The organism is Deferribacter autotrophicus, assembly GCF_008362905.1.
GTDB classification, from domain to species: domain Bacteria; phylum Chrysiogenota; class Deferribacteres; order Deferribacterales; family Deferribacteraceae; genus Deferribacter; species Deferribacter autotrophicus.
This window is the reverse complement of sequence record NZ_VFJB01000002.1, coordinates 1-22,667: the sequence shown is the minus strand read 5'-3', so window position 1 is coordinate 22,667 and position 22,667 is coordinate 1. Positions and strand designations below refer to the sequence as shown.

Here is a 22,667-nt window from a genome sequence, read left to right as displayed (position 1 = left end):
ATAGGAGGAGAAATTGAAAAAACTTTATCCTGTTTATGTAAATAGAAAAAGTCCCTGTTATTCAAAGGATCATCTAGGAAACACAGGTTGTCCCGCCAAAAATGATATTCCAAAATTCTTACATCTGGTTAGTTTAAGAAGATTTGAAGAAGCGTTTTATCTGCTTAAAGAGACTAATCCCTTTTCTGCTGGATGTGGGAGGTTTTGCGACCATCCTTGTGAAACGGCCTGTAACAGAGCAAAATTTGATATGCCAGTGGATATAAAAGCATTAGAGCGTTTCGTAGCAGATTGGGGTTATAAAAAGGGGTTAAAACCTAAAAATGTTAAAACAAAAAATGATAAACAGGTGGCTGTGATTGGTTCTGGTCCCGGAGGACTTTCTGCAGCCTATTTCCTTGCAAAGGAAGGTGTTAAAGTGGATGTTTATGAAAAGCACTCAAAACCTGGGGGATTACTGGTTGAAGGGATACCTGTTTACAGATATCCGAGAGAGATTTTTCAAAAGGAGTTACAGTATATTATTGATACAGGAGTTAATATTTATTGTGATGAAAATGTTAATAAAGAGAAATTTTTAAAGTTAGTGAAAGAGTATGATGCCGTTATAGTTGCAACCGGTGCCCATAAACCTGGTGTTATGGGGATAGAAGGTGAGGATTTAGGAAAGGTTTATAACGGAATACAGTTTTTAAGAGATGTAAATTTTGATAATGTAGAAAATTTAAAGTTAAAAAAAGGTGAAAGTATAGGAATTATCGGTGGTGGTTATACTGCTTTTGACGTGGCAAGGGTTTCGGTGAGATTGGGTGCAAAACCGACTGTTATTTATAGAAGGACTGTTTCTGAAATGACCGCTCATCCGGGGGAAGTGGAAGAATCGAAAAGGGAAGGTGTTGATTTTAAATTTTTACTTCAACCTGTGAGTATTAAAAGGAAAAACGAGAAGTTGATTTTAAAATGCCAAAAAATGAAGCTTGGCCCTGTGGATGAAAGCGGAAGAAGAAGACCGGTGCCGGTAAAAGATGTTTATGAAGAGTTTGAATTTGACAGGATTGTAGTAGCTGTGGGTGACAAGCCTGATTTCTATTTCGTGGGGGAAAGTTTTTCAATAGAGTTTCCAAGGCTTATTTGTCATGATTTACCTGTAGAGTTGAAAGATAAAGTTTATATAACCGGCGATGCGGCCATGGGAGCAGTGGAGAATACCGGTATGGTGGTGAGGGCTGTTGGACTTGCAAGGGAGACAGCAAGAGCCGTATTAAAAAATCTGGGAATTGATGTGGCAGAGGAGCCTGAGAGAGAGATTGCATTTTTTGATACTTTAAATGTGAAATATTTTGATAAATCTTCAAGGTTAGTTGAAGAAAAACTCGATTTTGGAGAAAGAAAAGAAAGCTTTAGAGAGATTGTAAAAACTATTGATGAAGATATGGCTGTTCTTTTTGCAAAGAGGTGTTTCTTTTGTGGAATTTGTATACAGTGTGATTGGTGTTATAGGTATGCGGGTGGGTCCATTGTGAAACATATTACCGAATGGAGTCTGGAAAAGGATGCTTGTTTTTACCACTTTTTAGAGGAGAAGATGGGCTCAGCTACATTCAAAAGCGTGGAAGCCTGTCCACGAGCTGCCCTCAGTGTAATTGAGGAGGGTTCACCAAAAATAGATTATGTTGAAAAACAATATACAAACTTAAAAAAGCTATTAGGGGTTTCAGATGTTGAAAAGAAATAGAGAGATAACAGTAGAGGAATTTTCAGGGGGCAAAGAGGGGTTACCTCTTGGTGCCTGTGGTTTGCTGGCTTCCTTTGGAGAATTTCGGTTAATGCCGTTGTTAAAAGCTGCGATGTGTTTGCAATATCGAGGAAGGACCGGTGCCGGCGTAACATTAAAAGGTATTTATAAAGATAATGATTTTTACGTTTTTCACATAATGTATCGAAATCAGTACAAAGTAAGAGAGCTTGAAGAGGTAATTGAAGATTGGGGAGTTCATATTCTTGATTCACAAAATATGGTTCAGAAGAAATTTTACTATGAGTACGATTTACCTGTTATAAAAAGATACTATGTCACGCCTCCCACAAAAGAAGAAATGATGTATCGGGAGAGGATTGCTGACGATTACAAATATATTTTGAAACATGTAACTCTTTTTAATAAAACTTTTATGGATGACGCAAGAATCTTTTCATCTTCAAAAGAGAACGGAACGTTTCTTACCGCTTTTGAATTACAGGATACAATCAAACTTTATGACTTGGAGCAGTATGAAGATTGGTTTTATGAGGGTTGCCTGATACATTTGAGATGGCCTACCAGTAAAGGACGAGGTTTATGGTGGGGGCCTCAGCCTATATCTCTTGGAGAAATTTCAGGGATTCATAATGGCCACTTATCGAGTGATAAATCAAATGCCACTGCTCTTGAACAGCTTGGTATAGATTTGCATGTGGGTACAGATTCAGAGGCTATTTTTCTACAAACTGATTATCTTTTAAGACAAGGGTTTTCTATTGAGGAAATTGAGTGGATTATGTGCCGTAAGTTTCCTCAGGAGTTAGAAGAGATGGATGAGGAAAAAAGAGAGAGATATCTTGAGCTTATAAAAGATCCCTATTTAAATAGGATGAAGATGAGTGGTCCTGCTACCGCTATAGTTCTTGTGGATGATTATTGTATCGGTATGACGGATAGGGACCATTTAAGGTCATTTAGTATTGGATACAACGATAAAGTGGCATTTTTGGGTAGCGAACAGAGAGCGATTCTTTCTGCGGCTTATTTTATGGAAGTTTCTTTGGATAAAGTTTATGATCCAGATGCCGGCAAAATTGTTGCCTTTGAAGTCAAAGATAAAAAGCTAAAAAAATTAGATTATAACTGGAGATGGAACAATGATTAAGAAAGAGGTTATTGTAAAAACTTCCATTAAATATACAGAGCCTAAATCTACCGGAGTTTATGCAAGGGGAGCAAAATACTGGGTTAAAGTAACTACTGAGGAAGAAGAGCCTGGTAGAGGGTGTGTGCATTGTGCAAGGTGTGTGGAAGCCTGTACACACAATTTAAATGACCCCGAAAGTGGTTATGGTGTTTTCACTATGGAAATGGTTTATTATGACATTGAGGGCAACAGAGTGAAAGCAGGGGAAGATGATGAGATTCATTTGATTGAGAAGATATTATGGATTAATCCTGATGAGTGTTGCAACTGTAAAAGATGTGTGAAAATGTGTCCTCAAAGGGCAATCAAAGTATATAAAAATCCTGATTACCATGATATCGGTGTGGAGTTTACCGATTCTACGGTTATCAATAATTGTTTGATGAGGGCAAATGGCGAATCTACTGTTAGCAGTGCCCATTTGGGTTTGCAAAAATCAAAATTATCTAGCGATTGGCTCATTGATGCAGCTGAAATTTTGAGTCCTCAAAGAGATCATCTTCATGAGTATGCCGGTAAATTTGACAATATGTTTCTTGGAAAGAGGAAAGCAAAGTTTAAATGTGAAACACCGATTTTTGATGTGCATATGAGTTATGGCTCCAATAGTCATGAGGCTTTTCTGGCAAGGTTAATGGCAAGTATAAAGTTGGGACGTCCTTTTTTCACAGGGGAAGGGTATCTGCATCCGGATATGATGCCGGCAGCAAAATACTGCATACTGCAGTTTGGTTCAGGTGGATATGGACCATGGGTGGAGTTGGATAAATTTGCCGGTATTTCCATGAAGTATGGGCAGGATGCTAAGAAAGGAAAGGGTGGAAGGTTACAGGCTAAGAAAAATGATATTGAGATTGCTTTGCTTAGATGTGTTGAAGCTTTACGAGATTTAACTTCACCGAATCCTCAGCATTTACAGTATTCCATTGAAGAGCTACCTATGAGAGTGGAGTCTTTAAGGGCTTTGCTTGGAGATGAGAAGCTCATCGGTGCAGATGTATATGGTACGGCTTGGAATTTCACAGAAATTGTTGTTGCTCTCGCAAAAGCGGGATTTGATTACATTACTATAAAAGCCGGTGATGGTTCAACAGGAGCTGCCCATTATGTGGATTTACAAAATAAAGGTTTAAATGTAGTTTATCTTACTCACATTGCTGATCTTGCATTACGCAAAGAAGGGTTAAGGGAGCAGGTTTCCATTATATCAGAAGGAGGAGTGCTTGATAGTTTTCATGCATTTCTTGTGCTTCTTGCGGGTGCTGATTTTGTAGGGATGGGGATGAGGACTCTTCATCCTTTAGGATGCACTTTGTGCCAACGCTGTCATACCGGGCAGTGTGCATGGGGGATTACTTCTAGGCAGTATGGAGATAGAATCGATCCTGAAATTGCAAGTGAATATATCGTAAATATGATAAAATCGTTTCAAAAAGATATGGAAGGATTGGCAGCTGGGCTTGGTATGAGCTCTCATGCTGACGTGGTTGGAGCAAGAAGATTCAGGTATCACGGCAATGATCCATTGCTCTTCCAAACATTTGGAATAGAAGATTTTGAAAAACAGGTATCAAATGTAGCCATTAGAGAGAGAAATCATAAAGTTTTTAAAACTTATGATATGATTTACAGAGAAAATGAAGGTTTAATTAACGAGTGTTTGAGTAAAATAGAAGGTGATTTTTTAAAAATAGATGTTCAGGTGAGTGAGATTGATAGTAGGACGTTGAATCTTATTATGAAAATGGCGGTAGAGCGTGGAGTGAAAAGATTTTATCTAGATAATGTGGTGGGGCAGAGATTAATTGGTACAGGTGTGAAATGTGAGGAAATTACTGTTAGAGGTTTGGTGGGTAATCACTCTTTTGCCTTTGTGAGAGATGTGAAAATAAATGTGATACCAAACCACTCCACAAAGACTACAATTCCTGCCAATGTTCAGGTTGGTGTTGCCAATACGTCCAATCCTAAAGAGATAAATATTGCAGGAGATGTGAGTGATCTTTTTGCTGCTTATGCGGTAAGTGGTAAATTTAGGGTAGCAAAAAGTGGCGGTGTGAGAAATCTTTTACTGATGAAGGCTGGTTTGCCAAGAGAATGGGCTGAGCTTGATTTATCTAAGTACGAGTATTATGAAAAAAATGATATTTTAGAAGAATTGTTAATAAAATACCAGAAAAGAAAAAGCTTATGTAGTAAAATGAGCTGGGAGCAGTTTTTAGAAACCTTTGAAAAGAGATTAAATGAGCGGAAACCACCTGTGGCTATTTACGGCGTTGGATATGAAAAAGGTATGGGTGATTATTTTATGGAATATGCCCAGGGTGGAATTGGTATAGTATTAAATGTGGTAGATATGGATAACCCAATGGGGTATTATATATGTAGTGGGATGACGGCAGGGGCGGCTTACATAAGAGGAAATATCAAAGAGTCACAGCTCGGAGTAGGGGTTAAAAAGATAGATTATCTTACAGAAGAGGATAAAAAGTTTTTGGAAAATGAAATTATAGAGTTTTTGGATTATTTTTTGAATGTTGATATTGATGAGGAGTATAACAAAAAGTTAAGAATGTTTGCAGAGAGGTTTTATAATAATAAGGAAGACATTTTCAGTGATTTTCACAAAATTATTCCTGTATCAAGTCGCGACTCTGATTCACCATTTTCATAATATAAAGGGGGCTTATAGCCCCTTTTAAATCCCCTAACATAAAGGGGGATGCTTGCTCCCCCATTAAATCCCCCAAAAATGCTGGTTCATAAAAAATTATTAAAAAATCAGATTTTACTTAGTTGCCACTTTTTCAGTGGCAACTAATTATATTTTAAACTTTTCAGCTATTTTTGATAACTCTTTGTTGATTTGGACAAGTTTGTTGGACAGATTAAATACGTCTTGGACTTTTTGACTACATTCAACGTTGGTATTGTTAATATTATTAAGTGATTCAGCAATTGAATTAACAGCAGTGTTTAGTTCTTCAATCATATTAACAATTGGATTTATTGCGTTTATTGCATCTTCAAGTTTTTGAACATTGCTATTAAAATTATCACCTAAATTTTTTAAGTTAATTACTCCTTCATCAAGGGCATAGATTCCATCGTTTACCATTAATACTGAATTATCAATTTCGTTATTTATTGTTTTTATCATTTTAGAAATATCATTTACAGATTTTGCGGTTTTTTCTGCTAATTTTCTAACCTCATCCGCTACTACAGCGAAACCTCTGCCATGTTCACCTGCCCTTGCTGCTTCAATGGCAGCATTTAGAGCAAGTAAATTAGTTTGGTCAGCAATATCAATGATGATATTAACCACGTCATGTATTTTTTTGCTTGCTTCTTTCAAATTTGTAAGATTTACAGAGGCTTTCCCTAGATCTTTTGAAATATTAGAAACATCATTTATAGATTTGATTAACATATCATTACTTCCCAAAACATCATCTCTTACTGTATTTAGGTTTGTAATGCTTGTATTAATATTATTAGCAATATCATAGGCACTTTGAGAAAGCTGCTCAGTTGCTGCCACAGTACTTTCAATATTATGACTGACATCATTAAAAGAGCATGACATGGTATTCATTTCTTCTTCTAATTTTGAACTTACATCTTTTAGAGTGTTTATTGTGTTCATGATGTTTTTTATAATAGTTTTTAATCCGTTTTTCATTTCATTTAATGAATTACTTAGAGTGGCAAGTTCATCTCTACCTTTTGAAATTATATCTTCTGCAGTTAAATCTCCATCTTCAATTTTTTTAGCAAGATTAACCGCATAATTTATTGTGCTTGCAATTTTATTTGAAGATATAATGCCTATAATTAGTCCGATTACTATTGCTATTAGAACAGAAATTACTAATAAACTGTTTGTTTTATTTATAGATGATTCGATTGTTTTGAACGAGCTGGAGACTTTTTTATTGGATAGCAGAACAATTTTATCTATTTTCTTTTCAAGAGAGTTGTTTAAATTATTAACCTCTTTTAATAGGTTTATCAATTGTGTGTTTATTTGTATTTTTTTCATATACTCATTGAAAAGATTTTTAGCTTCTTTTTGTATTTGTTTGTTTAAATTTATCAGTTTGTTAAAATGTTTTATTTTCTTCTTGTCGGTGATTTGATTAATAGCAATTTTTTGGTAAGTACCACCTTTTAAAAAAGTATTAATGATAGCGACCATTGTTCTTGAATAGCTAATCATCGAATCTTTTGCGTCTTCTATATCAAATTCATCTGTAAAATTGATTAATAAAGAAGAGTAGATTTTTATCTGGAGTATATCTTCCATAATCTTACTAAGTAACATTAATTCGTTATTATTTTTAGTGTTAGAGGTAATTATAAAGGTTTCACCTTTTTGTTGCCTGTACAAACTATCTATTTTGTCAAAGATTTCCATAACATTTGCTGATGTGTTTAAATAATCGATTTTTAAAGAAACAAGCTTTTGGGAAAGGGATGAAAAATTTTTGTAATCTTTTTTTATAGCTTGTAACTCTTTACTAAAATCTTTTAAATTTACATTTAGTGATTTAAGATTTTTATCAATTTTACTTATTAAATTGTTAAGTTGTTTTTCACTATTGCTTATTTGTTCAATGTCTTCTTCAGCTTTTATATCCTTCAGGGTTGAAGATAATTTGAGAAAATCAGATTGGATATCTTTTAAGAATGTTTGTAGTTTTATAGAACCAGATATATCCTTTTGTAGTTGGTTAGATATTTTCTTAAATGATGTTATTGCAATTAACCCTGCGATTAAAAAAAGAAATGAAATTAATAGATAAGATAAAACGATTTTGAGTTTGATACTCATAATAACCTCCAACTGTTTTAACTATCGGTAAGACAAAAAGAAACTTTATAGCTATTGTAATAATTGCAATTTTGCATACTTATAATAGGAAGAGTTTAGCAAAGCTTCGACGTATTCAGTATTTTTTCTGAAATCTGATACAAGATTTTTTGGTAACGTTTTTGTAGGAGATTTGAATCGTAGTGGGTTTATGAATTTGCCATTTTTTGTTATTCGATAGTCCACATGGGGACCTGTGGCATAACCTGTCATACCTACGTATCCAATAATGTCACCTTGTTTCACATAATGTCCTATTTTTAACCCTTTTTTAAATCTGGAGAAATGTAGATAATAAGTATAATATCCATTATTGTGCTTTAATTTTACATAGTAGCCGTTTGCCTTTGAGTAACCTTTTTTTACCACAATGCCATCTGCTGTAGCATGAACAGGTGTTCCTATTGGAGCAGCATAGTCAACTCCATAATGAGGTCTATATGTTTTCAGTACAGGATGTAACCTTTTTATTTTAAAGGTTGACGTGATTCTTCCAAACTTTAAAGGAGCCTTTAAGAAACCTTTTTTAAGAGATTTACCCTCAGGTGTAAAATATCCTCTGATTTTATTTCCTTCAAAATAAAGAGCTCTTATGAGTCTACCTTGATTTACAAAATCTGCACCAAGTATTTTGCCGTATCCTATGAATTTGTCTTTACAAAAAAGTTTTTCAACTACTATTGAGAATTGATCACCTGGTCTTATATCTTTGAAAAAGTCAATTTCCCATTCAAATATCTCAGCAAGCCTAACAGCAAGTTCTTCAGATTCACCCATTGATTTAATAGCTTCAAATAAACTATAATTTATTTCACCAGAAATTACGGTATCGATTTTTTTCACAGGATATTTTATTATTTTTACCTGCAATGAGTTTAAATCAAGAATTATGTCTTTAGTAAAACCATCGTGAATTATCATCTTATTAGATTGAAAAGTGTATGTTACCCCTTTTTTTAAAACAAACTCTGGATCAGCTTTTTTCAAGTTTTTATTAAGTATCAATATTTCTTTAGGTGTTAATTTTTCGTTAAGTATGGAATAAATTGAATCTCCATTTTTAACAGTTAATGTGTTTGCAAAAGTAAAAATGGAATAAAACATAAAAAGTATTGTGTAGAATTTTTTCAATTTGCTCTCCTTTTGATAAAAACATAGGTGATTATCATTAGAACAATAAAAGGTATCATATAAAAGGTTATTTTGTGAAGATTATTTTTAACAAGTTCAATATTATTTCCTACAAAAAAACCTACATAGGCTAAAATTACGACCCAGATTCCAGCTCCAATTCCGGTGTAAAGGATAAACTTAACGAGATTCATCCTTGCAAGACCTGCAGGAAAAGAGATGTACTGCCTAATACCTGGCAGTAGTCTGCTCACAAAGGTGGTTATTTCACCATGTTTTTGAAAAAATCCTTCAATTTTTAGAAATTTTTGTTCATCAATAAAGAGATACTTGCCATACTTTATTAAATATTTTCTACCAAATCTGTAGGCAATATAGTAATTAAAAAGAGCACCTAAAATACTACCGACAATACCGCAAATTATAACCACTATCAGGTTCATTTTACCCTGTGAAGCAAGATATCCAGCTGGGGGGATTACTATTTCACTTGGAAATGGGAAAAAAGAGCTTTCAAGAGCCATAAGCAGAATAATTCCAAAATAACCTATTTGGGATATGCTGGCTACAATAAATGCTGCGATTTTATCCATTGGATTTTAGCAACTCCTCTGCTTGTGATAGTGATGATGCAGAATTTGTTCCGGATATCATGGTTGCAAGCACTTCCTTCCTTTCATTTTCATTTAGTTTTTTAATTAATGTGAATGTCTTGTCGTTAGCTGAGCTTTTTATAATGTGAAAATGAGCATTCCCCATTGCTGCTACAATGGGTAGATGGGTGATGACTATAAGTTGCTTTTTACTGGATAAGGCTTTTAGTTTTTCACCAACTTTTTTCGCTGTTTTACCACTTATTCCTGTATCCACTTCATCGAAAATCAGTGTATTGATTTCATCTATTTCAGCAAAGATCTCTTTTAGTGCAAGCATAATCCTTGAAAGTTCGCCACCTGAAGCTACCTTAGATAGAGGTGCTGTGTCAAACCCCTTGTTTGTTGTAATGTAAAATTCGGGAAGTTTGCTTCCATCGGCAGTTATTTTGTCCTGTTCTTTTAATTTTACTTCAAAGACTGCATCTTTTAATTCAAGCTCTTTAAGAATGGCTTCAATTCCCTTTTTTAATTTTTTAGCAATTTTTCTTCTTTCTTCGTAAAGCAGATTATCTTTATTTTTTAGTTCTTCGAAAGCTTTTAACACTTCACTTTGAAGTTTCTCGATGTATTCATCCCCTGTATCAAGGGATTCAAGTTCTTTTTTAATATTCTCTTTATGGTTTAATAAATCCTCAAGAGTAGGACCGTACCGTTTTAAAAGTTTATCTAAAGCCATTTTTCTATCAATTAGATTGTTCAATTCATCCACATTATACTCTTCAAAATCAAATATATTTTCCAATGTATTTACAATATCATTTATCTCGTAAGATATGTCTTCAGTTTTTTCGTATACTGATTTGAACTCTGATTTCAAGTCTTTAATAATAAGTAGATGGTGTGAAAGTTCAGAAAGAAGTTTTTCAATGGAAATATCTCCATAGCTTAAAATTTGTAAAGATGCATCGATTGCATTTTTAATTTTTTCGATATTTGATAAAAATTTAATTTTTTCTTCTAATTTTGAGTCTTCATCAATATCAATGTTTAGAGCTTCGATTTCTGATAGCTGTTCTTGCAAAATCTGTTTTTTAATCTCTAACTCTTTTCTGTTTTTTACGATGTTTTCAAGTTTACTTTTCAACTCAATGTATTTCTTGTAACTATTTTTAAAATCTATAACAATATTCTCATCAATTAATTTATCTATAAATAACTTATGGGAATCAGGATTTAAAAGAAGCTGATGATCATGCTGTCCATGGATATCCACAAGTTTTTTTCCAATTTCTTTTAATTCATTTAGTGTGGCAAGGTTTCCATTAATAAATATTCTGTTTTTTCCAGATGAATCAATTTCTCTTCTCAAAATTATAGAATTATCTATTTCAAATTTTTCTTTTGTTTCAGTGTCCAGAGCTATTTCTTCAAAGAGAGCTTCAAATACAGTTTTTTGTAGGGTATCTCTTTGTTTATCACGAGAAAATCTTTCACCAAGAACCATTTTTAGACTTTCAACAAGTAAAGATTTTCCTGCACCTGTTTCTCCAGTGATTACGTTAAGTCCTCTATCAAATTCTACTTCCACTTCTTCAAAAACTGAAAAATTTCTTATTTTGAGGTACGATAACATTATTTGTTACCCCAGTTAAGTTTTTCACGTAGAAGTGAAAAGTAATTTCTATTTTGTGGGATTATCAATCTTGCAAAATTTGTTGATTTTTTAATTAATATTTTGTCCCCTTTTTCAAGTTTTTTACCAATCTGGCCATCAAATGTAATAAAAATCTTTTCATCCTCACTTTTTATAACGATTTTAATAATGGAATCATCTGGGATAATTATGGGCCTGAGTGTAAGAGAGTGTGGACAGATGGGAGTGATTAGAATTGAGTCCATGGTAGGAAACACTATAGGTCCACCTGCAGCAAGGGAGTAAGCAGTGGAGCCAGTGGGGGTTGCTATAATAAGACCGTCAGAACGATAGGTGTTTACAAACATGTCATTTATGAAAACATCCATTTCAATTATTCTTGCAAGAGCCCCCTTATGAATCACAATATCGTTTAACACTTCCATCTGGAAGTTATCATTATCATTATTCAGGATTTCTCCATGCAGTTTCATCCTTTTTTCACATTTGTAATTATCAGCTAAAATATTTTCCAAGGTTTGGATGGCTTCATTTACCTTGGTTTCTGTGAGAAATCCTAGTCTACCTAGATTTATGCCAAGAATTGGAATATCTTTACTGTCAATCAAACGTATGGCGGAAATTAATGTCCCATCTCCGCCAAGAACTATTATCAGTTCAGAATTTTCTTTTATTTCTTCATCACTGTTTGAAGGTAAATTTAAAACAGATGCAGCACGCTCATCAAGTAATATATTTTTATTTTTTTCCTTTAAAAACGTATAAATTTTTTGGGCAACGGGTTTGGCTGTTTCAGAGTGTGGTTTAGCTATCAATGCAATGTTATTCATTTATCGCTCTCTCAATTAAATCGTCATAATTAATTTCTTCAGTGAAATTTGCCGAATACACAAAGTACGCCAAATATTCGGTATTTCCTTTTGCACCTTTAATGGGGGATTTTGCTAGCCCTTTTAATTTATAACCGTTAGTTTCTGCACAATCAATAATTTTTTTAATGACGTCTTTGTGAACTTCAGTATTTCTCACAACACCTTTTTTACCTACTTGCTCCCTTCCTGCCTCAAATTGAGGTTTGATAAGTACTATAAATTCACTCTTTTCTTTGCAAAACTGAATAGTTTTTGGTATTATTAGGGTTAAGGAAATGAACGAAACATCACTTGTAATGATATCTACCTTTTCACCAATCTGTTCAAATTCTATGTAGCGGAAATTACATTTTTCTATATTGATAACTTTTGGATTAATTCGCAGGCTGTAATGTAATTGCCCCCTACCCACATCTACCGCATATACTTTTTTTGCACCATTTTTTAATGCCACATCGGTAAAACCACCTGTGGAAGCACCTATATCGAGGACAGTTTTGTCTTTGAAATTCAGATTAAAGACCTTGACAGCCTTTTCAAGTTTTAGTCCCCCTTTGCTTACATAAGGAAGAGTTTCTTTTATAAAAATTTCTGCGTCTTCATCAACTTTAGTGCCTGGTTTTTCAATTTTTTCATTATTTACAAAGACAAGACCAGCCATTATTAAACGCTGGGCTTTTTCTCTTGATTCTACAAGCTTTTTTGATACAAGAATTTTATCTAATCTATCTTTTCCCATTCAGAAATAATCTTTTCTTCAATTGATTTGGCATCAAGTCTTATCAGTTTTCTGAGCTCTTTTACTGAGCCATGTTCAATAAATCTATCAGGAATTCCTAATTTTATGAATTTTTCAGGGTAAACATTGTTTTCTGCCAGTATGGAAAGTATTTCGTCGCCGACACCACCATTTACACTATTTTCCTCTACAGTTATAATCATCTTTTTATTTTTTGCTATTTCAAGGATTTTTTCAATATTTAGAGGTTTTAGGAACCTTAAATTTAAAAGGGCGACAGAGAATTTGTTCTTTAAGTTGTTATAAGCTTCAAATACTTCATCAAAAATGTGTCCAGCACTAATAATTAAGATTTCACCTGAATCATTTATAACTTCCGGCTCATAAAGTGTAACTGGTATTTTTGGTAAATCATATACTTTTATATCACCTCTTGGATACCTGATTGCTACTGGTGCATCTAATTCATAGCTTAATTTTAGCATTTCGATCAGTTCAAACTCATCTTTGGGAAGCATTATATGGATATTTGGAACAGTCCTAAGATATGAAATATCAAAACTTCCATGATGAGTTGGACCATCTGCTCCTACAAGGCCAGCTCTGTCAATGCAGAATATAACAGGTAAATTTTGAAGGGCTACATCATGAATAATCTGATCATAAGCTCTTTGAAGAAAAGTTGAGTAGATAGCCACATATGGTTTGCATCCACTGATTGCAAGACCAGCGGCAAAAGTGACGGCGTGTTGTTCTGCAATCCCTACGTCAAAAAATCTTTCTGGAAAAGTCTCAGCAAATTTGTTCAGACCTGTGCCTGGTTTCATTGCTGCTGTAATAGCTACAATATTATCATGTTGTTTAGCTAATTCTAAAAGAGCGTCGCCAAAAACTTCAGTAAATGTTTTACCTTTAAATTTTATTGGTTTTCCTGTTTCTATATCAAAGGAAGATACACCATGAAATTTCTCTGGATTTTCTTCAGCAGGCTTAAACCCTTTTCCTTTTTTTGTTATGACATGGATTAGGGTAGGACCATCCTGGATTTTTGCATTGTGTATAGCTTTATCAAGCTCTTTTAAATCATGTCCGTCAATGGGACCAATGTATTTCAAACCCAATTCTTCAAACAATATACCTGGAGTAAATAGCCCTTTTAACCCTTCTTCAAACTTTTTTGCCATTTTTAAAAGCTTATCTCCAAGGGGAGCGTGTTCTAAAATGTTTTGGACATCTTTTCTAAGATGGGTGTAAAATTCACCTGTCATTGCCCTTGATAGATAGCTTGAGATAGCACCCACGTTTTTACTGATTGACATTTCATTGTCGTTTAAAATGACAATCATATCTTTATCCAGATGCCCCAAGTTGTTTAACCCTTCAAAGGCAAGTCCTGCAGTTAATGCTCCGTCGCCGATTATTGCTACAATTTTGCGTTTTTTACCGATTATTTCATCCGCCATTCTTATCCCCAATGCAGCGGAAACAGAAGTACTGGTGTGTCCAACACCAAAGGCATCATAGGGGCTTTCTGAAGGTTTGTTAAAGCCGCTAATACCTTTAAATTGTCTTAATGTATGGAATCTTTCCAGTCTGTCAGTCAAAATTTTATAGGCGTAGGATTGGTGCCCCACATCCCAAATTATCCTGTCGTGAAGAGGATCGAAATTTTTTAATAAAGATAAAGTGAGTTCTACAACGCCAAGGGATGGAGCAATGTGTCCACCGTTTTTGGCGCAAACCTCAATAATTAGTTGTCTTGTTTCAGCGGCTAATTTTTTTAATTCATCGTAATTTAAATTTTTTATATCATCAGGTAGTTTTAATTGTTTTAGAAATTCCATCAATTTGTCCTTTCAATAATGTATTTGGCTATTTCAATAAGAGGAAAAGCAGCTTTATCATATACAGAGATTTCTTCGATGGCTTCATCTATCAATTTTTTAGCTTTTTTCTTTGACTCATCAAGACCAAATATTTGAGGGTAGGTGGCTTTGCTGTTTTTTTCATCACTTTTTGCATTTTTACCTAGTTGCTCTGTAGTGCTTGTGATATCAAGGATATCATCCACAATCTGGAAAGCTAAACCAATCTTTTCACCGAAATTATGCAATCTCTTTTTATCTGTCTCATCTCCAAAACCAAGTATAGCACCAAGCTCACAACAGTATGATAATAGTTTTGCAGTTTTATGAATATGAATAAAAGATAAGGTTTCTTCATCTATAGGTTTGCCTTCATTGTTTATATCTGCGTATTGTCCGCCCACCATTCCTTCAAAACCAGCATGTTTGGCAAGTTTAAAAGCTGCTTCAATCATGATATTTTCAGGGATATCCGGGTTTAAATCTTTATCGAGCATAACTTGAAATGCATGAGTTAAAAGAGCGTCGCCAGCAAGAATTGCAGTGGCTTCTCCAAACATAATATGATTTGTGGGTTTACCTCTTCTTAAATCGTCATCATCCATAGCTGGAAGATCATCATGGATTAAAGAATAGGTATGAAGCATTTCAACAGCAGCGGCAAAAGGGGTTACTTTATCAAAATAGCTTTCAAAGATACCGTAAGATGAATAGATAAGAACAGGTCTTAATCTTTTGCCGCCAGCAAAAAGGCTGTATCTCATTGATTCTAACAGACCAACAGTGTGTTTATTTGAATAAACAAGATTGTTGCGCATCCAATCATCTACTTTGTTTGCGAAAAATTTAATGTAGTTTTTTAAATTGAAATTATTACTCATCAAAAGGCTCCGAAGTTAATGTGCCATCTTCATTTACTTCCAATATTTTGTTTACCTTGAGTTCAAGTTTTTTTAAAAACTCTTTACATTCTTTACCGATTTTCATTCCTTCTTGAAAAAGCTGTAGCGATTCTTCAATACCAAGCTCTTCATTTTCAAGAATATTTACAATTTCTTCAAGCCTTTGCATTTTTTTTTCAAAACTATTTTTTTCACTACTCATTGGCAAGCCCTTTCAAAAATTCTACTACTTTTTCCACATGTCCATTAACTTTTACATTATAAAAAGATTTTATAATAATACTGTTTTCATCTATGATGAAAGTGGATCTGATAATTCCTTTTGTCACTTTACCATACATCTTTTTTTCACCAAAAGCACCATAGCTTTCAGCAACTTTTTTCTCTGGGTCTGATAAAAGTAAAAATTTGATACCATGTTTTTCTTTAAATTTTTTATGTGAATTAACAGAATCAGGACTTATTCCGACGACTTCTGCACCTAATTTTTTAATTTCTTCATAATAATCACTAAATCCTACAGCTTCTCTTGTACAACCGGGGGTGTTATCTTTTGGGTAAAAATATAAAATTAGTTTTTTCCCTTTAAATTCATCCAATGTGTGTTCTTTATTATCATCACCCAGTAGTTTGAAATCAATAGCTTTATCAGATGGTTGTAATTTTGTACTCATAATATTCTCCTGATGGCTTGTTCATAATGTTTTATCAATGTATGAAGCATAAAGTTGACCACAGGCTGCTTCAATGTCTGCTCCAAAGCTTTTTCTTATAAATGTTGCTATACCATTATTTATCAAAGTCTTTTGAAAATTTAAAGCACTATTTAAGTCTGGTGAGTCTAAATCACTCTCTTTTGTTTTATTGTATATTATTAGATTTACCTTTACGGGTAGTCCCTTAAAAAGTTTTACTAGTTTGAGAGCATCCTTTGTAGAATCGTTGAAATTTTTTATCATGACATATTCTAAAGTAATTCGTTTTCTTTTAGGGATTGGTAGTTTTTTTATAGTATTTACTATGTCATTTATATCGAATTTTTTATTTACAGGCATAATCGAATTTCTTTTTTTGTTGTCAGGAGCATTTAAAGATATGGCAATGTTTACTTTAAAGTCTTTGTTTGTTAATTTTTCTAATTTGTCGAGAAGACCTGCAGTAGAGATGGTTACTTTTCTATGACTAAAATTTAATCCATCTTCAGCAAGGATAATTTCAAGTGATTTTTCAAGATTATCTAAATTATCAAGGGGCTCACCCATTCCCATAAAAACTATGTTTGTGAGTTTGTTCCCGGTTTCTGTTAGAATGTTATTAAGTTCTATAATCTGTCTTATAATTTCTCCTACAGTTAAGTTTCTTATAAATCCAACTTTAGCGGTGTTGCAGAACTTACACCCCATTCTACAACCAATCTGTGTTGAAATACAAGCAGTTATCCTATCATCATCAAACATCAGTACTGACTCTATAAAATTGTTATCTTCCAATCTAAATAAAATTTTTTTTGAGCCATCAAGTTTAGATGTGGCAATATGTTCTATTTTTAATTTTGTAAAAGAGTATGATTGATTTAATTTTTCACGAAAAGTTTTTGATATGTCAGTCATTAATGAAAAATCAAGTACGCCTTTTTGATAAATCCATTTGAATAATTGATTTCCTCTATACGGTTTTTCACCTAGAATTTTTGCTAATTTTTGTAATTCTTCCTTAGAAAGACAATCTATTTTAAAATTCATATTACTTTTGTAACTACTTTGTTCTTTCCTGCCTTTTTTGCTTCATACATTGCATTATCTACTAGTTTGTATATTGAGTTATAATCAATATCAAAATTATTTTCAACACATACTAAGCCTACTGAGATAGTAACAGTATAATCGTTTAAAAATTTAAAAGTATGATGCTCAATTAAACTCCTTATCTTTTCTGCTAAGATAGATGCCCCTTCTTTCCTTGTTTGTGGAAGTAGTATGGCAAATTCTTCTCCGCCAATCCTTGCTATAATATCTGATTTTCTCAAATTTGATTTTATAAGATTTGTTAATTCTATTAAAACCTTATCGCCTACGTCGTGTCCAAAGGTGTCATTTATATTTTTAAAGTTATCAATATCATAACTTATGAATGCAAAGGGGTGCTTATGCCTTTTTGAACTATCTAATAAGTTTTTTAATGTTTCATCAAAGAAACGTCGATTATATATTTTTGTGAGATAATCTGTTATAATTTCATATTGAGCTGATTGCATTGATAGTAAAAAATTAATGAGAAGATTACTATAAAATATGGCATAATTTAGCAAATCATTATTGTATTTTTGGGTTTCAGTAAACTGTATAAAAATATGAATCTTATCGTTAAAATTAAAAAATTCATCAATGGTGCGCTCAGAAATTAAGTCAATTTCTGGACGTAGACTTTCTTTTACTATTTCTATATTTGCTATATTTAAATTAAATTTTTGAACTAGTATTTTAATAAGGTTACAACATAAATTGTTTGAGTTATTACTTATATATGCTTTTAATGTGTAATCTTCTTTTATTGTAATCAACAAGTTTAATGGTAAAAAGATTTTTTCTAAAATATCAAGCAGAAGGTAAATGGATTCATCTAATGTGTTTGATTTCTTATGGATGATTTCAAAAATACTGTTTGCAATAGTCAACTTAAGGATATTATCAGTAAACAATTCAAGTTTGTTTTTTTCTTTAATTTTCGAATCTATTTTTGTTATTTTTTTTAAAAGCATATCTAAATTTTTTTCTTGTATAAGACCAATGTCTAGATAAGTATAATTTTTAGAAGTCAGAATATAAAACTCTGGTGGAGTTTCATATATAAGGTAAGAGAGTATTTGTAAAATAAGTGTATTTGTTTTAGTAAAGGATTCAGAAAGTATTACTATTGAGTAATTACCTGTAAGTATTTCATTAATAGAAGAAATTAATGTTGTTCGTATTTTGGCATCTTTTTGAAGAAGATTTTTAGGAATGGTTTCGTGTTTATCAATACACAATAAAATATTACTCATTTTTCGCCATGTTTAATAACATTTAATTTCTCGATGTCTTCTTTTTTTCCAAAGAGTGAAACTTTTTTTTCAAGCATTTTAACAGCTTCTTCATAATCTTTGGCTTTTATACATAATTCAATATAATCATTAATATCATTTTCGGTAGGGTTAATTAGTAAAATATAAGTTTTTAACCACTTTTTAGCTTCGTATTGGTATCCGAAAGCAATAAGTTTATTAATAAAAGTTTTTAAAAATTCAGGATTAAATGTTTTTTTAAAAAGTGAATAATAAAGTGCACATATTTTTTCTGGTATATTTTCATTTTGTAATAAATTAATTAATGTTTGTTCATTAAGATTATCATATTGCTTTGCAAAAGCATAAATTTGCTCGCTTTCTGGATTTTTTAATATAGGTGTCAGTTCGTAAAGTTCTCTAAATTCTTTTTTTATTAAATCCTCAAGATTTTTCTTTTTAAAAGCGTTATCGTATGAATTATCTTCAATGAAGATATTTGACTCAAGAATTAAGTTATATTCTTCAACAGTAGTGAAAACTTTACCATTTTCATTTAAAACTTTATTGAGTTGTTCAAGGATTATTTTTATGAATCTTTTATCTATGTAAATCAAAACATTATTAATGAGGATTATGTTAAAATAGTTATTTTCGAAATAATTACTTATATCTTCTTTTATCAGGTTGATGTTTAAGAATTTTATTTTTTCTTTTAAAAAAGGTTTTATTATGTAGTTGTTATTTTTTTTTGTAAAAAAAGAGTAGTAAGGCTCTGGAAATTTTCTAAATGATCTAATGTTATAGATCCCCTTTTTTGCTTGGGCTAAAGCTTCATCATCAATGTCAATTCCAATAATTTCGTAATTATTTATATTATTTAAAAAGAATTCTATAGCTAAAGAGTAACATTCTTCCCCAGAGGAACAACCAAAAGATAAAATATTTACTTTAAAATTTTGTGCGTATTTCATATAGTCTAATATGCAGTCAATTTGGGTTTTATGACGAAAAAAATAGGTTTCATTATTTAGCATGAAGAATTTGAGATTCTTTTTTAAGGTTTTATACAGTTCACTTATTGATAGTGAGGATAAATCTTGATTTTCTAAAATAAACTTTGTTATTATATCAATATTAGCAGAAGTTACTTTTAAACCATATTCTGTTAGTAAAAACTCTGATATTATTTCAAACAGAGTGTTTTTCTTGAAGATGTTTGATAGCGTCATTTTCGCTATTAAAAATATCAAAGAGTTTATGAAGGTTAGTATTGGTAAATATTTTTGTTATATTATCAGAGAGATTACATAGAGCCATAGGAATATTCTTATCTTTTAAAATTCTTAAGGACTGGATTAATTCGCGAAGACCAGAACTATTTAGATAGTTGACTTTATTGAAATTAATTATAATACCGATTACATCTGTTAATTTACTTATATGATTTTTGATTTCATTACCGGTAATAGCATCTATTTCATTCATAGGGCAAATAATTTCAATATTATTAACTCTTTCATTTTTATATGCCATGAAATCCTCCAAAGGGGGTTATTTTTGCATCTTTTTTAGTTCTATTTGACGTTTAAAAACATAATGTATTATTTTATCTCTATCATTTTCTCTTATCGATATAAATTCAATTCCTGCTTCATATTTATTATTTAAACTTACAACTCTGACTACTTTTCCAAAAACCTCTTTTATATTATTGATGGTACCGTTGAAATCTATTTCAACAATATTTTCTGCTTGTAGTGGTAATTCTGTAACAATTTTAATTCCACCACCAGAAATATCCTTAATAATTCCAAAATCACACTCTTTTACCATTTCGGGAATGTTTTCGTTGTTATTGTAATTTATTTTACATATTATTACCTTAAGATGAGTTTCTACTCGAAAATATTTTCTTAGTTCTTTTCTCATTAAAAAGCTTGGTTTTTTTACTTTTAGCATTAAAATGTTTTCTTTAATTCTTTCTACAACTTCACTTTTGAAGCTAAACCTACCTTTATCGGTAATAAATGAAACTTCAATTTTTGTTCCGGGGGTTAGTGGGGCAGGGATTGCATTTTTGGTAGGGACGGATATGTAAAGATAGTCTTTATCAACTATTTCTATCCTGGAATCATATCTGTCTTGAAATTCTCCAGATAACACATCTACTGTAATTTTTATATTAGGTTCGAGATAGCTGTCTACACGAGTAATTTTTTCCATTATTTATATTCCTTTTCATATTTTGGAAATGATATAACAAATTTTGTGCCGTTTTTGCCTGTATCAAACATTATGTTAGCATTATGATCTTCTACTATTTTTTTTACAATTGCTAATCCCAATCCTGTTCCCTTACCTTCAGGTTTTGTTGTAAAAAATGGTTCAAAAATTTTATCTCTAATATCTTCGGGAATTCCATTTCCATTATCCTCAATTTCGAGAAATACTTTTTTATCATCGGCGTATGTTTTAACATGAATCTCTGGATTTCCATTTTCGGTTGCAGCATGATTAGCATTTATTAGAAGATTTAAGACTAATTGTTCTATGCTGGTTTTATTACCTAAAATAAGGGGCAGATTTTCATTAAGTTTAAAGATGACGTTTACATTTCCTCTTTTTATTTCATATTCACTAAAAGCAAAGACGCTTTTTATTATATGATTTAAATTTAAAGGGTATTTTTTTTCAGATGATTTTCTTGTAAATGTCATAAGATTGTTGGAAAGAGAAAAAATTCTATCAATTCCAAATTCTATTTTTTCTAAAATCGATAGTTGTTTTTCATCATTAATGGTATTTTTTAAAACGGAAAGATAGTTTTTTACAGCGGTAATTGGGTTATTTATTTCATGAATGATTCCTGAAGTTATTTGTCCAATAGTGGCTAGTTTCTCAATGTGTTGAACGTTTTCTTCAAATTTTTTAATATTTGTGATTTCTTTAAGAGTAACTAGATAATTATTGTCAATGAAAGAAAAAGTGGTAAGGAAAAAACGATTTGAATCATTATTTAAAGTAAGATATATGCCACTTAATTTATTAAACTTATTTAAATTATTTTCTAAATCTTCTAAATTATAATCGATAGTAGAAAAAATATCAAAAAAATAAGAAGTATTTAAAAATTTATTGTCTAGTATTTTCAGTTTCAATCCTTCAGTGTTCATATATTCAATAGTAAAATCTTTCTTTATTATAAATATTGCATCGGGTAATGAGCTAAGTATTTTATTGAGTTTGTAATTTAAATTTAGGATTGTTTTTTCTAATTTAACTAATTCTTCAGTTTTGTGTTTTAAAGAAACGCTTATTTCTTTTGATAAAAAATCTATTTCTTTTTCTTCAAATTTTCTTTGCTCAATGTATTTTAAAATTTCTTTTCCAAACTTTTGTGGATCGATAGGTTTTGTATAAAAAGCATCGCAACCTGCAAGCATAGATAGTTTTTCGTAATTACTATCAGAAACTGCTGTTAAGGCAATAATGGGAATATGATTTGTTGCTTTGTTAGATTTTATAATTGCAGCAGCTTCATATCCTTTTAATTTTGGTAAATTTATGTCCATAATTATTAAATCAGGCACAAGTTTTTCAGTAAGTTCGATTGCTTCAAGTCCATCTTTTGCTAAGGTTACTTCTATATTGTGTTTTTTTAGAACCAATTCCACTAATTTGAAACTTTGAAAATCATCTTCAACATATAAAACTTTAAACATTTTTACCCCAAATAGGTATTTTTAAGAGTAGTTTTTTTTCATCTTGTTCTATAATAGTGCCTGTTATTTCGGTTATTGTTTTATAATAATTATCTTTTTTCAACTCCTCTAATAATTCCGTATTTATTTCTTTTTCAATTACACAGCTCAAAAAAGTTTTATTAAAACTAAACAATAACTCTAAAATTGTACTTTTTACACCGAGAGGTATTGCTATTTCACTTCATCTAGGGCTCTTCGCAACTGCAGTCTCTTACATGTTTTTTATCAGAGGACTAAAGTTTGTAAAAGTTTCTACCACTGCAACATTATCTCTTAT

General features: G+C 31.7%; 20 protein-coding genes. 3 read left to right on the top strand and 17 right to left on the bottom strand.

What is annotated here, in order from left to right; translation table 11 throughout:
* Positions 1-13: 13 nt before the first annotated feature.
* The 3 genes from FHQ18_RS01590 to FHQ18_RS01580 are packed head-to-tail and all read left to right on the top strand — an operon-like array spanning position 14 to position 5,622.
* On the top strand, positions 14-1,735 hold the full coding sequence (locus FHQ18_RS01590) for an FAD-dependent oxidoreductase (protein WP_149265423.1): 1,722 nt from the start codon (positions 14-16) through the stop codon (positions 1,733-1,735).
* Positions 1,719-2,906 carry a class II glutamine amidotransferase domain-containing protein gene (locus FHQ18_RS01585; RefSeq protein WP_188020313.1) on the top strand — a complete coding sequence of 396 codons (1,188 nt, stop codon included), beginning with the start codon at positions 1,719-1,721 and terminating at the stop codon, positions 2,904-2,906. The genes FHQ18_RS01590 and FHQ18_RS01585 overlap by 17 nt, the downstream gene beginning before the upstream one ends.
* On the top strand, positions 2,899-5,622 hold the full coding sequence (locus FHQ18_RS01580; RefSeq protein ID WP_149265422.1) for a glutamate synthase-related protein: 2,724 nt from the start codon (positions 2,899-2,901) through the stop codon (positions 5,620-5,622). The genes FHQ18_RS01585 and FHQ18_RS01580 overlap by 8 nt, the downstream gene beginning before the upstream one ends.
* Before the next feature lie 147 nt (positions 5,623-5,769).
* On the opposite strand, the gene FHQ18_RS01575 is transcribed toward FHQ18_RS01580, so the two are convergent.
* From FHQ18_RS01575 to FHQ18_RS12570, 17 genes are read right to left on the bottom strand one after another with little or no spacing between them, the layout of a single operon-like run.
* Positions 5,770-7,785 (bottom strand): HAMP domain-containing methyl-accepting chemotaxis protein, encoded by a 2,016-nt coding sequence (locus FHQ18_RS01575; protein WP_149265421.1) that lies wholly within the window; start codon positions 7,783-7,785, stop codon positions 5,770-5,772.
* 51 nt (positions 7,786-7,836) lie between these two features.
* Positions 7,837-8,955 (bottom strand): M23 family metallopeptidase, encoded by a 1,119-nt coding sequence (locus tag FHQ18_RS01570; protein ID WP_246798618.1) that lies wholly within the window; start codon positions 8,953-8,955, stop codon positions 7,837-7,839.
* A complete protein-coding gene (locus FHQ18_RS01565; RefSeq protein ID WP_149265420.1) occupies positions 8,952-9,548 on the bottom strand; it encodes a DedA family protein in 597 nt (198 codons plus the stop codon). The genes FHQ18_RS01570 and FHQ18_RS01565 overlap by 4 nt, the downstream gene beginning before the upstream one ends.
* The gene (gene recN / locus FHQ18_RS01560) at positions 9,541-11,184 is read right to left on the bottom strand and encodes a DNA repair protein RecN (protein ID WP_149265419.1); all 1,644 of its coding nucleotides are present in this window, start codon (positions 11,182-11,184) and stop codon (positions 9,541-9,543) included. Before recN ends, FHQ18_RS01565 begins: the two co-directional genes overlap by 8 nt.
* Complete coding sequence (locus FHQ18_RS01555) at positions 11,184-12,035, bottom strand: NAD(+)/NADH kinase (protein WP_149265418.1); 852 nt, start codon at positions 12,033-12,035, stop codon at positions 11,184-11,186. The genes recN and FHQ18_RS01555 overlap by 1 nt, the downstream gene beginning before the upstream one ends.
* Complete coding sequence (locus FHQ18_RS01550; protein ID WP_149265417.1) at positions 12,028-12,816, bottom strand: TlyA family RNA methyltransferase; 789 nt, start codon at positions 12,814-12,816, stop codon at positions 12,028-12,030. Before FHQ18_RS01550 ends, FHQ18_RS01555 begins: the two co-directional genes overlap by 8 nt.
* Entirely contained in the window at positions 12,798-14,660 is a 1,863-nt protein-coding gene (dxs, locus tag FHQ18_RS01545) for a 1-deoxy-D-xylulose-5-phosphate synthase (protein ID WP_149265416.1), read from the bottom strand. The genes FHQ18_RS01550 and dxs overlap by 19 nt, the downstream gene beginning before the upstream one ends.
* Positions 14,660-15,562, bottom strand: coding sequence for a polyprenyl synthetase family protein (locus tag FHQ18_RS01540; RefSeq protein WP_149265415.1), 903 nt, complete (start codon positions 15,560-15,562; stop codon positions 14,660-14,662). The genes dxs and FHQ18_RS01540 overlap by 1 nt, the downstream gene beginning before the upstream one ends.
* Positions 15,555-15,785: an exodeoxyribonuclease VII small subunit gene (gene xseB / locus FHQ18_RS01535; RefSeq protein ID WP_149265414.1), complete on the bottom strand. Its 231-nt coding sequence runs from the start codon at positions 15,783-15,785 to the stop codon at positions 15,555-15,557. The genes FHQ18_RS01540 and xseB overlap by 8 nt, the downstream gene beginning before the upstream one ends.
* Positions 15,778-16,257: a thioredoxin-dependent thiol peroxidase gene (bcp, locus tag FHQ18_RS01530; protein WP_149265413.1), complete on the bottom strand. Its 480-nt coding sequence runs from the start codon at positions 16,255-16,257 to the stop codon at positions 15,778-15,780. Before bcp ends, xseB begins: the two co-directional genes overlap by 8 nt.
* Positions 16,258-16,278: 21 nt before the next feature.
* Entirely contained in the window at positions 16,279-17,325 is a 1,047-nt protein-coding gene (rlmN, locus tag FHQ18_RS01525; protein WP_149265412.1) for a dual-specificity RNA methyltransferase RlmN, read from the bottom strand.
* The gene (locus FHQ18_RS01520; protein WP_149265411.1) at positions 17,322-18,623 is read right to left on the bottom strand and encodes a GGDEF domain-containing protein; all 1,302 of its coding nucleotides are present in this window, start codon (positions 18,621-18,623) and stop codon (positions 17,322-17,324) included. The genes rlmN and FHQ18_RS01520 overlap by 4 nt, the downstream gene beginning before the upstream one ends.
* A complete protein-coding gene (locus FHQ18_RS01515) occupies positions 18,620-19,855 on the bottom strand; it encodes a CheR family methyltransferase (protein WP_149265410.1) in 1,236 nt (411 codons plus the stop codon). The genes FHQ18_RS01520 and FHQ18_RS01515 overlap by 4 nt, the downstream gene beginning before the upstream one ends.
* On the bottom strand, positions 19,815-20,159 hold the full coding sequence (locus FHQ18_RS01510) for an STAS domain-containing protein (protein WP_149265409.1): 345 nt from the start codon (positions 20,157-20,159) through the stop codon (positions 19,815-19,817). Before FHQ18_RS01510 ends, FHQ18_RS01515 begins: the two co-directional genes overlap by 41 nt.
* 18 nt (positions 20,160-20,177) lie before the next feature.
* Positions 20,178-20,849, bottom strand: coding sequence for a flagellar brake protein (locus tag FHQ18_RS01505; protein ID WP_149265408.1), 672 nt, complete (start codon positions 20,847-20,849; stop codon positions 20,178-20,180).
* Positions 20,849-22,348: an ATP-binding protein gene (locus FHQ18_RS01500; RefSeq protein WP_149265407.1), complete on the bottom strand. Its 1,500-nt coding sequence runs from the start codon at positions 22,346-22,348 to the stop codon at positions 20,849-20,851. The genes FHQ18_RS01505 and FHQ18_RS01500 overlap by 1 nt, the downstream gene beginning before the upstream one ends.
* The gene (locus FHQ18_RS12570) at positions 22,341-22,499 is read right to left on the bottom strand and encodes a hypothetical protein (protein ID WP_188020312.1); all 159 of its coding nucleotides are present in this window, start codon (positions 22,497-22,499) and stop codon (positions 22,341-22,343) included. The genes FHQ18_RS01500 and FHQ18_RS12570 overlap by 8 nt, the downstream gene beginning before the upstream one ends.
* Positions 22,500-22,667: the final 168 nt, after the last annotated feature.